The following is a 14,531-nucleotide window of genomic DNA, read 5'->3' as shown; positions in this document are numbered from 1 at the left end:
GAGAGAGCGCCGGGATATCTACATGAGCGCGACGTGCGATCCGGCATGGCGTTTGCGAACGCGATGAGGGTTTTGAAACAGGGGCAGCAAACCGCGCCGCGCAGGCCGGATCGCTTCAGGCGGTCCGCGCGCCGTCAAAGCGGACCGTCCCCATCTCTATCCTCATGAACACTGCAAATCCGTGTGCTATAAAGGATCGACGTGCGGCGCACCAGTCCGGGAGTGGTCGCATGGGAACGCTGCGTGTACTGCAATCCACCTTTTTCAGGCGAATTTTTATGTCCTTCCCGAAAAAGCGCAAACGCGTCAAGGCAGACGGCGATGAGTCATTTCTCGCCGTGCTGAGTCATTTCAAACCGTTCGGCCAACTCGATACCAAGATCGCGCGTGCGCGCGCGCAGGACGAGCCCGTGCTCTATGCGCATATCCTGCCGGGGCTCGACGTGCTCCTGTGCAGCGTGCGCGGTGCGCAGCCGCCCTATCCGGGCACGAGCGAGTTGCGCAAGCGCTGCATCGAATCGATCGCTCACGCGCTCGAGCAGCCGATCGAAGGCCTCGAAAACGGCGGTTACTGGTACGAGGCGGACGGCTTCGGCTTTCTCGTGTTCGCGAGCCGCGCGCGCGGCCGGGTCCTGCCCGAGTTCGGCGCAGCGCGTCCGACCATGACCACACGGCGCGTGACGCGCCGCCAGGACGCCGCCGGCGACACTGCACCGCGCTCGTTGCGCTAGGGCGCGCTTCCAACGAAGTTCACCATGCCACTGCGCCGGTCGATTGACCCGGCGCAGTGGTTTTCCGCCTAAGCCTCCTGAGTCAGCTTCCCTTGTAGAGCGGCTCCTGCCCTTGCGTCGGCTTACCCGCCGAGGCGGGCGACGGCGCGTTGCGCGTGGCCGGCCCCGCTTTCGCGCCCTTTTCACCCTTATCAGCAGCGGCGCTCGCGCCCGTGCCGGCGCTGCCGAGGTCGGGCTTCGGCAGCGCGTGCATTTTCTGGCCCGGCGGCGGCGCCACGGGATGCTGATGCATCTGCGCGAACAGCGTGTCGCACGGCAGCGGCTTGTTGTTGCTCGGTGCGATGAGCGGAATCAGTGCAGCGAACGGGTTGATCAGCCCGAGCCCGATCATCGCCCCGCCGCGCAGCGCAAGCGCCGTCGCATCCACGCCCACGTGCGGGTTCTTGAAGGTGCCCTTCACGTAGAGCGGCGAGCGCAGCGTGAAAACGCGAAAGCCCTTGGTATGCGGATGGACCTTCATGTTCATCGACTCGTCGCGCAGATCGATCGGGCCGTCGATATCGATCACGGCGTCGTCGGTGTCGAGCGCGAACACGCGCGGATCGAGCACGCCGTTGGTGGCGACGAAATCGGCCGCGGCGCAGTTGATTTTCACGTCGCGCGAGCCGAACAGCTTTTCGTAGACCACGTTCGCCACGTTCAGGCCCGCCGCCTCCATGAGCAGCATACTGATCGTGCCCTGCGTGACGAGCAGCTTCACCTCGCCGTTCGAGGTCGCAGCGAGCGCCGCCGGCGAGTTGCCGGTCGCCGTGAGCGAGGCGTCGCCGTTGATCTCGCCGAGCGCCGACTGCATCGTCTTGAAGTTCGGGAAAAGCTGCTTGAGCTTCAGGTGGCGCACCTCCAGCGTGCCGCGCGCCTTGAGCGGCGCGCCGCCGCCGTCCAGGTTCAGCCGCGTGCCGAACGTGCCGCCTGCCACGCCGAACTGCAGCGGGTCGAGCACGAGCACGCCGTTCGTCATCATGACGTGCGTGTAGAGATCCTGAACCGGCAGGCTGCCCTGCTTGATGATGCGCCGGCCCGTGAACTTGACGTCGGCGTCGATGGCGTTCCAGCGGTCGGTGCGGAACGGCTCGACCGGAATCACGCGATCGGCCGGTTGGGTCACGGTGTCGCCGCGCTTTTCCTTGCTCGCTTTGCTGTCGGCGCCGATGATCGGCGCGAGATCCGAGAACTGCAGCAGGTTCGACACCAGCTGACCGGACAAAAACGGCCGTGGCGTGCGTTGTTCGTAGACCACCGTGCCGTTCAGATCGCTGCCGCCGACGCGGCCCGTGAAGTTCTCATAGCGGAACACGCTCGCACCGCGCTTGAAATTGCCGACGAAGCGGCCTTCGGTGGCATACGGCGGCGTTTCGGGCAACGTCACGCCGGTGAGGTTGTAGAGATGCGCAAGGCTTTGCCCCTGCAGCCACAGGCGCAGATCGACGGCGGCCAGATGCATCGGGTCGGTGACCGTGCCGACCAGCGCGATGTGCATGTCGCCCACGCGCACGTCGGCCTGGATCGGGAACGGTCGCTTCGCGTCCTGCAGGGCGAGCACGCCGCCGAGTTTGCCATCGCCCGAAAGCGCCGTCTTGCCATACGTGCCCTTGATCGTCCAGCCGATCGCGTAAAACGGCTGTTTCACGGGCGGCTGCGCGGGCGCCGCGCCCGAGCCCACCACAGCGCCGCTGGCGCCGCTCGCGGCGAGCGACTGGGAGCCGGCTGCGGGCGCGCTTGTTGCGCTCGACGTACCCGTGGTTGCGCCGGCAACACTCGCGGCCGCCGGCACGCCCGAAGCCGCCGCTCCGCTCGCCTCGCTGGCCGCGCTGGCGGCGCTGGCGGCCGCCGCCTCCGAAGCCTGCTCCTTGTTGACCTGCTGGGTCAGCCGGTTCGCGCCCGCACGTCCGATGACCTGCTCGGAGCCCCGGCGCGACGCCGCTGCCTGCTCCTCCATCACCTTGCCGATCGGGATGCCGTGGCCGAGCAGGCTCACCCCGATCTTCACGTCGGTTTTCGTCTGCTGGTCGCTCACGGCGATATTGCCGCTCGCGAACGTGATGTCGTGCAGGTCGAGCCGCCACGTCGACGGCCCGCTCGAGGCGGGCAGCTTGAAGGTCCAGTTGTTGCGCCCGTCGACGAGGCGCTCGACGTCGATCGACGGATTCACGAGATTGATCGCCGGAATCACGATGTCGTGCGCGAGCAGCGGCAGCACGGCCACCTCGAAGTCGATCTCGTCGATCGTGGCGAACTGCGGGGACCTGGTCCACTCGGGATTGGCAATCTGGATCTGCGTGGCGGAAAAACGCGGCCAGGGCACCCACGCGCGCCAGCCCGTTTCGCCGGGCGGCCGCTGCCAGCCTACCTTGAGGTCGCCTTCGATTGCGAACGGCCGCCCAATGGCCTCGGTGACCTTCTCGTTCACGTAGGGTTTGGCGTGGTTCCAGTCGAATGTCAGGATGAAAACGACGAGCACGACAATCAACACGACGACAACCGCGGCGAGCCATGCGATGATCCTGGCGAGCGTGCGGCCAAGGCGGAAAGGCTTGGGCTGCGATGACGTCATGCGTACTCCACGTTATGCGTTGTTGTATGGCCTGCTATGTTGCAATACCGCAAGAGCAGTCAGCGTGCCCGGTTACATCGGCATGTCTGCCTCGCACGATCTGTACGCCGACCCTGTTTGCAATCTTTCGATGCTCAAGCACAACCCGCTTCCCCCGCCCCAAACTGATGGCGCGCCGCTCGTCGAGGCGCACCGGGTCGCCCGGCGCGATGCGCAACGCGGCCAGTGGCTGCTGCAGCCCACCGATTTCGCCCTGCGGGCGGGCGAGCGCGCCGTGCTGACGGGACCGTCCGGCTCCGGCAAGAGTGTGTTCCTGCGCGCGCTCGCGCTGCTCGACCCGCTCGACGGCGGCGACGTGCGCTGGCATGGCGAACCGGTCACGCGCGGGCGCATTGTCCACTATCGGCGGCATATTGCGTACCTGCGGCAGCGGCCCGCGCTGCTGGACGGCAGCGTCGAGGACAATCTGCGCTACCCCTATACGCTAGCGGTATACCGCGACGCGCGATTCGACCCGGCACGCGTCGGCGCGCTCTTCGCCGCCACCGGCCGTTCCAGCGACTTCCTCGCGCGCGACACCTCCGAGCTTTCGGGCGGCGAAGCGCAGATCGTGGCGCTCGTGCGCGTGCTCCAGCTCGACCCCGAAGCGCTGCTGCTCGACGAGCCGACCGCGTCTCTCGACCCCGAATCGGCGCGCGCCGTCGAAGCACTCGTCGCGGGCTGGTTCGACGAAGCGCGCACGGCGCGCGCCACGGTCTGGGTCTCGCACGATCCCGCCCAGGCACAGCGCGTAGGCGCGCGGCATCTGGCGATGCGCGCAGGTGTGCTCGAAGAACCCGCCACGCGCGCGGCATTCACACAGGGAGCCGCACAATGAGCCCGGGCGTGCTGCAGAACCTCGGCATCGGCGACGTCGCCATTGCGGCGCTGCTCGTGTTCGTCAACGGCGCGGTCTCCGTGCTGCTCAAGCTCGATCTCGAACGCAAGCTGGCGTGGGCCGCCGTGCGCACCGTCGTGCAGCTGCTTGCGATCGGCTACGTGCTCGGCTGGGTGTTCGCGTTCAACCGCTGGTACGTCGTGCTGCCGCTCATGGCACTCATGACGCTGATCGCGGGCTTCGCAGGGGCGCAGCGCGGCGCGCGCACCTATGGCGGGCAACGTGCGGACAGCATCGTGTCGATCTGGGTGAGCGCGTGGCTCGTCGCGGCGGTCGGGCTGTTCGTGGTGATCCGCATCCGGCCGTGGTACGAGCCGCAATATGCGATTCCGATCCTCGGCATGATTCTCGGCAACACGCTGACAGGGGTGTCGCTCGGCGTGGAGCGCATGATGCAGGAGCTGACCGCGCGGCGCGATCGTGTGGAGAGCGCGCTCGCACTCGGCGCGACACGCTGGGAAGCCGCGCAGGCGAGCGCCCGCGAGGCCGTGCGCGCCGGCATGATTCCAACGCTCAACCAGATGGCCGTGGTCGGCGTGGTGAGCCTGCCCGGCATGATGACGGGCCAGGTGCTCGCGGGGCAATCGCCGCTACAGGCCGTGCGCTATCAGATCGTGATCATGTTCCTGATCGCGGCTTCGTCGGCGCTCGGCACGGTGGGCGCGGTGCTGCTCGCGTACCGGCGCCTCTTCTCGCCCCAGCATCGCTTTCTCGCTGCGCGGCTCATCGAGCGCAAGGCACGCGCTTAACGCCGGGGCGCCGTGCGCGGCCGGCGCGCGTTGTGCGCCTCGCCGGCCATCCCGCGCTCAAGGCGCGCCCTAGCGCTGCGCCGAGATGGTGATCTGCGTGCCGTCGCCGAGCTTGAGCGTCTTCGCGGTGCCATTGGTCGGCATCGTAAGGTGGGCGACTTCGCTATGCGCGACCACGGCGGGGCACGTGATCGAAGCGCCGTTGCTCGACACCGACTGCGTGCCGTGCGGCGCCTGGGCGCGGAAGCTCACCTGCACGGTGGCCGTGCCATTGCTCGCGACGATTGGCGCAAGACGCAACTGGGTCTGCCGGACCATCGCGCCGTTCGCGTCGAGCGGCAACGAAGCGTAGTCCGGGCAGCCTTGCGGCGTCGCGACCGCGCCGCCCGGCGGCGTGGTCCGCCAGGTGAAGTCGTCGGTATCGCCCGAACGCAGCGTGCGGGTCTCCTGGGCGTCGCCGAACGCCTTCGACGCGACCCGAACCGTATAGCGGATCGGCCCGTCGGTTGCGGCCTTCGAGGTGACCGTGATCGGCGTGGCCGCGAGTGCCGGCAGCGCGATCGCGCAGGAAGCGGCGAGGACAAACTGGACGAGCGCCGCGTGGCGGCGGCGAGTATGGCGGGAGCTGCGGCAAGGCATGCGTCACCTCCTGGCGGGAACGGCCGCGCCCGCGAGCGAAAAGCGGCGTACGCAACGAACGCGGCGAGCCGCGAAACGCCAGGTACGACGCTCCGCTCCCGTGCGGCGGATGGTCTGTTAGCAGTCTAGCGCGCTGCGCGCCGCCTTGCGCCGAGCACATGCATCGAGCGGACCAGGTTTTATCCTGCTTGTCATCGCGAGCGATTTGCTTGCCGTGCGACGACGCGCGGCTGGCGCCGGGCGTCGTCTGCATCGCCGACTCGCCATGCATACACGGCACGCGCCAACCCTCACCTGGTGCCGCTACTTGCCGGCGGTTTCGAGACCCAGCGTCAGTTCCGCCGTCAACGTCTGGCGCACGCGCCCATAGGCGGCCCAAGGGTCGGCTTGCCCGATCTGCGCGAGGCGCGCGTCGATCGTCGCAAGCGTCCATTGCGCGCCGCCCGTCGTCGCCTCAAGTTCGTCCCAGCCGATCGGCACGGACACGCCCAGGCCCGGCCGCGCCCGCACGCCATACGCGAGCGCCGTGCTCGCCCCGCGCGCATTGCGCAGATAGTCGACGAAAATCTTCTTCTTGCGGTGTTCGGGGCCCATGGTGGCCGTGATCTGCGTGGGCCAGACAGAGGCCAGATGCTGCGCAACCGCACGGGCGAACGCCTTCGCGTCGTCCCAGCCCGCCTCCGGCGTGAGCGGCACGACGATATGCAGCCCCTTGCCGCCGCTCGTCTTGCAAAACGATTCCAGGCTCAGCTCCGCAAGCAAGGCGCGCGTGGACTGCGCCGCCTCGATCATGCGGTCCCAGCCCACTGCCGGATCGGGGTCGAGGTCGAACACGACCCGATCCGGCCGTTCGATGTCGTGGACGCAGGCGTTCCACGTGTGCAGCTCGATGACATCCATCTGCGCGGCGCTGATCAGCGCTCGCGCCGTATCGATCGTGAGCAGCGGCGGATGGCCCGGGTCGAGCCCTTCGTGTTCGCTGAGTTCGGGCAGCGGGGCGCGAGCGCGATGGCGCTGAAAGAACATCTCGCCGCTCAAGCCGCGTGGTGCACGCACGAGCGACACGGGGCGATCGCGCAGATGCGGCAGGATCCAGCGCGCGGCGCGCTCGTAGTAGCGGACGAGTTCGAGCTTGTGCGTGCCGCTGTCCGCATCGATGACGCGCCTTGCGCTCGTGATGCGTATGCCGTCGATTTCGCTGTCGGCCGAGTCGTCGCGCCGGCGCCGTGCGCTACGAGGCAAGCGGTGCACGGACGCGCCAGGCGTGGCCGGTGCGGCGGCGTCCGATGTCGGGGCCCGCTCGCCGCGCGGCGTTCGGGCAGATGTCGTGGTTGGGGCCTTGCGAGCGTCCTGCATACCGGTTCCCCTGGCGCCTTGGCGCACATGACGCATCGCGCGACGCGAGTCGCGACACGTTCGGTTGGCGGCACGCGGCGGCCGCCCCCGTCGGATCGCCGCATGAACTTTCATTGTGCCTCGAATGGGCGCTTTCGTCGCTGTAAGGTGTTCGCAAACGCACGCCAAAAACAGGCAAGCATCCGCCAGGCGCGCCAACGCGACGGGCGGCGCAGGCGACCGCAGCGGTCGGCGGGACGTTACAATGACGGGCTTTACCGCGCACTGCAGGGAGCACTGCGAGGTCTTGCACGCACACGCGCGACTGCGCCCTTATTCATCCGATCGATCCGACGACGCCGCGCGTCGGCTTTGCCCGTCCTGCCATGAACCTCGTCATCCAGAGTCCCGCCCCGCTCGACACCGTCCATCACAAGCCGCTCCTCGGCCTCGCCCGCGGCAGCCGCCTCGCGCCGATCGACGCCCACGCGCTGCGCATCGAGAACGCCGAGCCGGCCCAGCGCGCCGACCTCGAGGTCTACTGCGGCACGCATCAGCTCGACTATGCGTTCGTCGACGCCGGCCGCACGCTCGCCGATTTCGGCCTGCTGGCAATGGACATGGACTCGACGCTCATTACGATCGAATGCATCGACGAAATCGCCGACTTCTGCGGTCTGAAGGCCGAGGTCGCGGCGATCACCGAAGCGTCGATGCGCGGCGAGATCAAGGACTTCAACGAAAGCCTCACGCGCCGCGTGGCGCTGCTCGAGGGGCTCGACGCGAGCGCGCTGGAGCGCGTGTACGAGGAACGCCTGCAGCTCTCGCCGGGCGCCGAGCCGATGCTCGCGGGCGCGAAGGCCGCGGGGCTGAAGACGCTACTGGTTTCCGGCGGCTTCACGTTCTTCACCGAGCGCCTGAAAGCGCGTCTCGGGCTCGACTACACGCGCGCGAATACGCTAGAGATCGTCGACGGCAAGCTCACGGGCCGCGTGACGGGCGAGATCGTCAACGCCGACGTGAAGGCGCGTACGCTCGTCGAAGCCTGCGCCGAAATCGGCATCGACCCGCGCCGCGCAATCGCGATGGGTGACGGCTCGAACGACCTCAAGATGATGGGCGTGGCCGGTTTGTCGGTCGCGTTCCGCGCGAAGCCGGTGGTACGCGAGGCGGCGAGCGTCGCGTTCAACTTCGTCGGGCTCGACGGCTTGCTGCGTCTGTTCTGATTCGGGTTTCGCGGCAGGCAGATACGCGAACGGCCGCTCGTGTCCGTGTGGACGCAAGTGGCCGTTGTGGCTTTATGCAGGTTATTCAGGCGTGCTTGTTTTTTCCGCGAGCCTGGCCAGCGAGCGCTCGATATCGGCGCGCAGATCGGCTTCGTCTTCGAGGCCGATGTAGAAACGCACCAGCGTGCCGCGATGCGGCCAGCTCTCGGCCGTGCGCATCGAACCGACGTCGTACGGCATTGCCAGGCTATGCGCCCCGCCCCAGCTCCAGCCCAACGCGAAGAGTTCGAGCGACTCGCAGAACGTGTCGATCTGCGCCGCACTATAGCGCTCGTCGAACACCACGGAAAAGAGACCGCCCGCGCCCGTGAAGTCGCGCTTGTAGAACTCGTGACCCGGGCAGTCTTCGAACGCCGGATGCAGCATCACCGCGATTTCGGGGCGCGTCTTGAGCCAGCTCGCGAGTCCGAGCGCGGTGCGATCGTGCGCCTCGAAGCGCGCCTTCATGCTCGGCAGCGCGCGCAGCACGAGCGAGCAGTCGTCGACCGAGACGCCGATGCCAAGCCGCATGCGCGCGGCCTTCAGCTTGAGATAGAGATCGCGGTCGGCCGTGATGGTCGCGCCCATCAGCACGTCGCTGCCACCCGATTGATACTTCGTGAGCGCCTGCACCGAGATGTCGATGCCGTGCTCGAACGGCCTGAAAGCGAGGCCCGCCGACCACGTATTGTCGATGGCCGTCACGACGTTGCGTGCGCGCGCCGCCGCGGTGATCGCGCGCACGTCGGGCACTTCCATCGTCACCGAGCCGGGCGCTTCCAGCCAGATCAGCTTCGTGTTCGGCTGGATCAGCTCAGCGATGCCCGCGCCGATCATCGGATCGTAATAGCGTGCCGTAAGGCCGAAGTCTCGCGCGAGCCAATCGCCGTGGTCGCGGTTCGGCGAATAGACGTTATCGGGAATCAGCACATCGTCGCCCGACTTCAGCAGTCCGAAGTAGACGTTCGAGATGGCCGAGAGGCCCGAGGGTTGCAGCAGCGCATGCTCGCCGCCTTCAATCTCGGCGATGCGCTTTTGCAGCATGGCCGAGGTGGGCGTGGCGTGCAGGCCGTAACGCCATTGCGCGTCGTTGCGCCAGTCGAGCGCGCGAACCGAAGCGAGGTCGGGAAACACCACGGTCGACGCCCGCGTGACTGGCGCGGCGAACGACTCGAAGCCGGGCGTGAGGTCGTCTTGCGGATGAACGATGCGCGTCTGCAATGCGCGGCTGGAGTCGGATTTGGTCATGTCGGAGCGTATTCGGTTGAGGCGCGATGACGTTGCGGCGCGCGGCTTGCGCGATGGCGCGCGCAACGCCGCATACCGAAGAGTAACACCCGCAGCGGCGCTTACTGCCCGAGGATGAGATTGCTCACGCCGTTCACGCCATGTGCGCCGTTCGACGTCGACGCGCTCGCGCTCGCCGCGCCGGTCGAGACGGCCGGAGCCGCGGCGCCCGCCGCGAGCGGCTTCAGATCGAACGGCACCGGATGGGAATCGTCCGGGTCCATGCGGTCGCCCGAAAGCGAGCCGTCCTCGGCGAACGTGCCCACCCAGTTGCCGGTGATATGCGTGCCGTCGTCCGAGTCCTCGGCTTCGAGCGTCGCGTCGGCGCGATCGCCGGCGATCAGGATCACCTCGCCGGTGTCCGTGAACTGGTATTCGCCATGCACGCCGGTCGGGTCGTCGTCGCCGGCCTTTGCACCAAGGCGCATGACGATCTGGCGCTTGCCGAGCGTGCCGACGTATTGCGGCAGCTTCGCGAACTCGGGGTTCGGCTTGAGCGTGGATTTGACCGGCGGCTGCGTGCCTGCGTCCTGCGCGTGCGCCGCGATCGGCAGCGCGAGGACCATGGCCGCTGCGGCCACGGCCACGATCCAGCCGCGCGCCTTGCTGGCGCTGCGCTGTCGGGCGGCCGCGCGCGGCGGCCGCTGTGCTTGCGTCAATCCTTCCATCTGCATCCTTCCTTCACTTGCGCAGCGGCCTTGCGCGAGCCGCGAGCCGCGCGTCACGAGTCGGCGTCAAATCCGTTCGAAGATGGCCGCAATACCCTGGCCGCCGCCGATGCACATCGTCACGAGCGCGTAGCGGCCGCCGATACGCTGCAGTTCATAAAGCGCCTTCACGGTGATGAGCGCACCGGTCGCACCGATCGGATGGCCGAGCGAGATGCCCGAGCCGTTCGGATTGACCTTGGCCGGGTCGAGCCCGAGCTCCTGCGACACCGCACAGGCCTGCGCCGCAAAGGCTTCGTTGGCTTCGATCACGTCGAGGTCGCTGACCTCGAGACCCGCGCGCTCGAGCGCCTTCTGCGTGGCCGGCACGGGGCCGATGCCCATGTACGCCGGATCGACGCCCGCGTGCGCGTACGAGACGAGGCGCGCGAGCGGCTTCACGCCGCGCGCGCGGGCAGCGTCCGCGCTCATCAGCAGCACCGCGGCGGCCGCGTCGTTGATGCCCGACGCGTTGCCCGCCGTCACCGTGCCGCTCTCCTTCGCGAACACGGGCTTGAGCTTCGAGAAGTCCTCGAGCGTCGCGCCATGGCGCACGTGCTCGTCGGCATCGAACAGCACTTCGCCCTTCTTCGACTTGATCGAGATGGGCAGGATCTGATCCTTGAAGCGGCCTTCGACGACCGCACGCTCGGCGCGGCGATGCGATTCGAGCGCGAGCGCGTCCTGCGCCTCGCGCGTGATGCCGAACTTCTTCGCGACGTTTTCCGCCGTCACGCCCATGTGGATCGTCTGGAACGGGTCGTGCAGCGCGCCGGTCATCATGTCGACGAGCTGCGTGTCGCCCATGCGCTGGCCGAAACGGGCGGCCGGCATCGAGTACGGCGCGCGGCTCATGTTTTCCGCGCCGCCGCCGATCGCGATATCGGCGTCGCCGAGCAGAATGGTTTGCGCCGCCGAAACGATCGCCTGCAGGCCGGAGCCGCACAGGCGGTTCACGGTCAAGGCCGGCGCGTGCTGCGCAACGCCGCCGTTGATGGCGGCCACGCGCGCGAGGTACATGTCCTTGGGCTCCGTGTGCACGACATTGCCGAACACCACGTGACCCACCGCGTCGCCTTCCACGTTCGCGCGCGAGAGCACTTCGCGCACCACGCGCGCGCCGAGATCCGTCGGCGAGAAGTCCTTCAGGCTGCCGCCGAAGTCGCCGATTGCCGTGCGCACGCCACTTGCCACCACTACTTCGCGTTCCATAGTCTTGCTCCTCGTCTTCCTGGATGGATGAATCTTGTTATTCGTGTGCTGCGCTTTCAGGTAGATTTGCCAGCAAACGCTCGACATCCTGGCGATACGGGATTGGCGCAACCGCGCCGAAGCCGAGCGTCGAAAGCGCGGCGGCCGCGTTCGCATAGCGCGCCGCCGCGAACGGATCGTCGCCGGCTGCGAGCCGCGCGACGAATGCGCCGCCGAAGCAGTCGCCAGCGCCCGTGGCATCCACAGCCGCGACCACGTGGCCCGGCACGACGCGCCGTTCGTCGGGCGTCGCCACATAGGCGCCGTCCTTGCCCAGCTTCAATGCGACCACTCGGGCGCCGCGCGCGAGCAGGTAATCGAGGATCGCGTCGCGATCGTCGAGGCCTGTGAGCACCGCCACGTCGTCCCAGCTGGGCAGGCAGATATCGGTGAGGCGCAGCACCTCGTTCATCACGGCGCGGGCGCGCGCGAGCGGCCACAGCTTCAGGCGCAGGTTGGTGTCGAAGCTCACGCGCACGCCGTTGGCGCGGGCATGCTCGACGGCGGCGAGTGCCGCGTCGCAGGCGCTATCGCTGATCGCCACGCTGATGCCGGAAAGATGCAGCACACGCGCAGCCGCGAGGATGTCGAGCGGCAAATCGCGCGGTGTGTAACGGCTCGCGGCCGAACCCTTGCGCAGATAGTCGAAGGCATGGCCGGCCGGGCCGTGCGAGACGAAGTAGACGCCCGTAGGCGCCGTGGCGTCCACCCGCACCGTCGAGGTGTCGACGCCTTCCCGCGTCCACAGGTCGATCAGGAGGCGTCCGAAATGATCGTCGCCGACGGCCGAGACGAAACCCGTGCGTGCTCCCTGGCGAGCCGCCGCGATGGCGAAGTTCGACGTGTCGCCGCCAAAGCCCTGCAAATACTCGGGGCGGTCTTTCGACGCCTGGTTGAACTCGACCATGGCCTCGCCATAAGCGAGGACTTGCGGAGCGACGCTCGTCATGCCCCTCAGACCTCGCCCCAGAGATCGTGGCCATCCGCGCCGGTGATCTTCACCGAAACGAAGTCGCCGACCTTGTAGCGCTTCGATGCCTTGGTCGCCGGCGCGACATACACCACGCCGTCGATCTCGGGCGCATCCGCCGCAGTGCGGCCAATGCCGCCGTCGACGTTGATCTCGTCGATCAGCACCTTGAGGGTCTTGCCCACCTTGCGCTGGATGCGCTTGGCCGAGACCTGCTCCGCCACTTCCATGAAGCGCGCGCGGCGTTCCTCGCGCACGTCGTCGGGCAGCGCGCCGTCGAGCTCGTTCGCCGTTGCGCCTTCGACCGGCGAATAGGCGAAGCAGCCCACGCGGTCGAGTTCGGCCTCGCGGATGAAGTCGAGCAGCGTTTCGAACTGCGCTTCGGTCTCGCCGGGGAAGCCGGCGATGAACGTGCTGCGGATCGTGAGATCGGGGCACATTTCGCGCCAGGCCTTCACGCGCTCCATGACCTTCTCCGCGTTCGCGGGACGCTTCATGCGCTTGAGCACCTCGGGATGCGCGTGCTGGAACGGCACATCGAGATACGGCAGCACGTGGCCCTTGAACGGGCCTTCGGCCATCATCGGAATCACTTCGTCCACGCTCGGATACGGGTAGACGTAGTGCAGGCGCACCCAGGCGCCATATTGCGCAGCCAGCTCGCCCAATGCCGCGACGAGGTCGGTCATGCGCGTCTTGATCGGCTTGCCGTTCCAGAAGCCGGTGCGGAACTTCACGTCCACGCCGTAAGCGCTCGTGTCCTGTGAAATGACGAGCAGCTCCTTCACACCGGACTTGAAGAGGTTTTCCGCTTCGAGCATGACCTCGGCGACCGGGCGCGACACGAGGTCGCCGCGCATCGACGGGATGATGCAGAACGTGCAGCGGTGGTTGCAGCCTTCGGAGATCTTCAGGTACGCGTAATGGCGCGGCGTGAGCTTGATGCCCGCCGCCGGCACGAGGTCGACGAACGGATCGTGCGGTTTAGGCAGGTGGCTGTGCACGGCCTGCATGACTTCGCCCACGGCGTGCGGGCCGGTCACGGCAAGCACCTTCGGATGCACTTCCTCAATCAGGTTCGTGCCGCTCGCGCTCGCCTTCTTGCCGAGACACCCGGTGACGATCACCTTGCCGTTTTCGGAAAGCGCTTCGCCGATGGCGTCGAGACTCTCCTGCACCGCTTCGTCGATGAAGCCGCAGGTGTTGACGACCACGAGATCCGCGCCGTCGTAGGACCCCGAGATTTCGTACCCCTCGGCGCGCAGCTGGGTAATGATCTGCTCGGAGTCGACAAGCGCCTTCGGGCAGCCGAGGGAAACCATCCCGACGCGCGGAGCAGGATTGCGGGAGGTCATTGATTCAACAGGGTTTTTCACGTGTACGTCCGGATGTGGGGCGCAGGGCGAAGGTAGCGCCGCGCGGGGTCAAGCCAATCCGCCATTTTACCCGTTTGGCGTATCGTGCGGCGCAGCATGGTGGATGCGCGCGTTGTGGCGCCGGGGTCGGATTGAATATGGACGGAATCAAACTTCGTTCAGCTATCGCTCGCCTGTGAACTGCGCATCCGGATAATTTTCGCCGAGTGCGCCTCGAGCACGGACAACGCAACCTGGACCGTTGCGCGGAGAGAGCGAAAACATGAACGAGAAAATGGAACTGTTTCAGCCTGAACTGCTAAAGCCGGCGCGCGAGTTGAAAGCATGCCGCCGTGCCTCGAGTGGCGCATTGCGCGTCACCGGCCACAAGCCCACCGCCGCCGCGCTCGCGCGTGCGGGGGCCGGCCTCTCGCAAAGCGCGTTCGCGGCACTGCTAGGCGTTTCCACGCGCACGCTGCAGGACTGGGAGCAAGGCCGCCGCAAGCCGACCGGCGCCGCGCAAACCCTCTTGCGGGTGGCCGTGGCGCACCCTGAAGCGTTGCGCGACCTGCAAAGCGCTTGATGGCAAATGAGGGCGGCGGCATTGCACCCGCGCCAGCCGCCTCGCAAAGCGAAGCACAGCGCTCGCGCGGCAACGCGCCGCCACGGCGCGCCGGGTAAGCGACAGCGCACC

The 14,531-nt window shown here is 67.5% G+C and carries 13 protein-coding genes; 5 read left to right on the top strand and 8 right to left on the bottom strand.

All coding sequences use genetic code 11. The features are described 5' to 3' along the window. The first annotated feature begins 230 nt into the window (after positions 1-230). Positions 231-731: a hypothetical protein gene (locus AB3X99_RS04785; protein ID WP_028206958.1), complete on the top strand. Its 501-nt coding sequence runs from the start codon at positions 231-233 to the stop codon at positions 729-731. Positions 732-813: 82 nt separating this feature from the next. Here AB3X99_RS04785 and AB3X99_RS04780 read toward each other — a convergent pair whose 3' ends face one another. After that, positions 814-3,342 (bottom strand): AsmA family protein, encoded by a 2,529-nt coding sequence (locus tag AB3X99_RS04780; protein ID WP_368616232.1) that lies wholly within the window; start codon positions 3,340-3,342, stop codon positions 814-816. 130 nt (positions 3,343-3,472) lie between these two features. Between AB3X99_RS04780 and AB3X99_RS04775 the strand changes: the two genes are divergently transcribed. Continuing rightward, the gene (locus tag AB3X99_RS04775; RefSeq protein ID WP_368616265.1) at positions 3,473-4,219 is read left to right on the top strand and encodes an ATP-binding cassette domain-containing protein; all 747 of its coding nucleotides are present in this window, start codon (positions 3,473-3,475) and stop codon (positions 4,217-4,219) included. Beyond that, on the top strand, positions 4,216-5,028 hold the full coding sequence (gene fetB / locus AB3X99_RS04770) for an iron export ABC transporter permease subunit FetB (protein WP_069268113.1): 813 nt from the start codon (positions 4,216-4,218) through the stop codon (positions 5,026-5,028). Before AB3X99_RS04775 ends, fetB begins: the two co-directional genes overlap by 4 nt. Before the next feature lie 69 nt (positions 5,029-5,097). Here the strand turns inward: fetB and AB3X99_RS04765 are convergent, their stop codons facing one another. Together AB3X99_RS04765 and ligD are read right to left on the bottom strand one after the other, a co-directional pair. Further along, positions 5,098-5,667 carry a DUF6013 family protein gene (locus tag AB3X99_RS04765; RefSeq protein ID WP_069268114.1) on the bottom strand — a complete coding sequence of 190 codons (570 nt, stop codon included), beginning with the start codon at positions 5,665-5,667 and terminating at the stop codon, positions 5,098-5,100. A gap of 303 nt (positions 5,668-5,970) precedes the next feature. Next, positions 5,971-6,918: a non-homologous end-joining DNA ligase gene (gene ligD, locus AB3X99_RS04760; RefSeq protein ID WP_368616231.1), complete on the bottom strand. Its 948-nt coding sequence runs from the start codon at positions 6,916-6,918 to the stop codon at positions 5,971-5,973. Positions 6,919-7,388: 470 nt separating this feature from the next. Between ligD and serB the strand changes: the two genes are divergently transcribed. Beyond that, positions 7,389-8,228 (top strand): phosphoserine phosphatase SerB, encoded by an 840-nt coding sequence (serB, locus tag AB3X99_RS04755; RefSeq protein WP_368616230.1) that lies wholly within the window; start codon positions 7,389-7,391, stop codon positions 8,226-8,228. Between the two features lie 81 nt (positions 8,229-8,309). Here serB and AB3X99_RS04750 read toward each other — a convergent pair whose 3' ends face one another. The 5 genes from AB3X99_RS04750 to rimO all read right to left on the bottom strand — a co-directional run bounded on the left by AB3X99_RS04750 (position 8,310) and on the right by rimO (position 13,837). After that, positions 8,310-9,515: a cystathionine beta-lyase gene (locus AB3X99_RS04750; protein ID WP_069268117.1), complete on the bottom strand. Its 1,206-nt coding sequence runs from the start codon at positions 9,513-9,515 to the stop codon at positions 8,310-8,312. 101 nt (positions 9,516-9,616) lie between these two features. Beyond that, on the bottom strand, positions 9,617-10,222 hold the full coding sequence (locus AB3X99_RS04745) for a hypothetical protein (RefSeq protein ID WP_368616229.1): 606 nt from the start codon (positions 10,220-10,222) through the stop codon (positions 9,617-9,619). Between the two features lie 66 nt (positions 10,223-10,288). Further along, a complete protein-coding gene (gene bktB, locus AB3X99_RS04740) occupies positions 10,289-11,473 on the bottom strand; it encodes a beta-ketothiolase BktB (RefSeq protein ID WP_368616228.1) in 1,185 nt (394 codons plus the stop codon). 37 nt (positions 11,474-11,510) lie between these two features. Beyond that, positions 11,511-12,461 carry a sugar kinase gene (locus tag AB3X99_RS04735; protein ID WP_368616227.1) on the bottom strand — a complete coding sequence of 317 codons (951 nt, stop codon included), beginning with the start codon at positions 12,459-12,461 and terminating at the stop codon, positions 11,511-11,513. Between the two features lie 5 nt (positions 12,462-12,466). Next, complete coding sequence (gene rimO, locus AB3X99_RS04730; protein WP_368616226.1) at positions 12,467-13,837, bottom strand: 30S ribosomal protein S12 methylthiotransferase RimO; 1,371 nt, start codon at positions 13,835-13,837, stop codon at positions 12,467-12,469. 283 nt (positions 13,838-14,120) lie between these two features. Between rimO and AB3X99_RS04725 the strand changes: the two genes are divergently transcribed. After that, entirely contained in the window at positions 14,121-14,420 is a 300-nt protein-coding gene (locus AB3X99_RS04725) for a DNA-binding transcriptional regulator (RefSeq protein ID WP_069268122.1), read from the top strand. Positions 14,421-14,531: the final 111 nt, after the last annotated feature.

The sequence above is a fragment of the Paraburkholderia sp. BR10882 genome, assembly GCF_040948855.1.
Lineage (GTDB): Bacteria > Pseudomonadota > Gammaproteobacteria > Burkholderiales > Burkholderiaceae > Paraburkholderia > Paraburkholderia nodosa_A.
The sequence above is the reverse complement of the archived record's forward strand: the minus strand, read 5'-3'. Positions and strand labels throughout refer to the sequence as shown.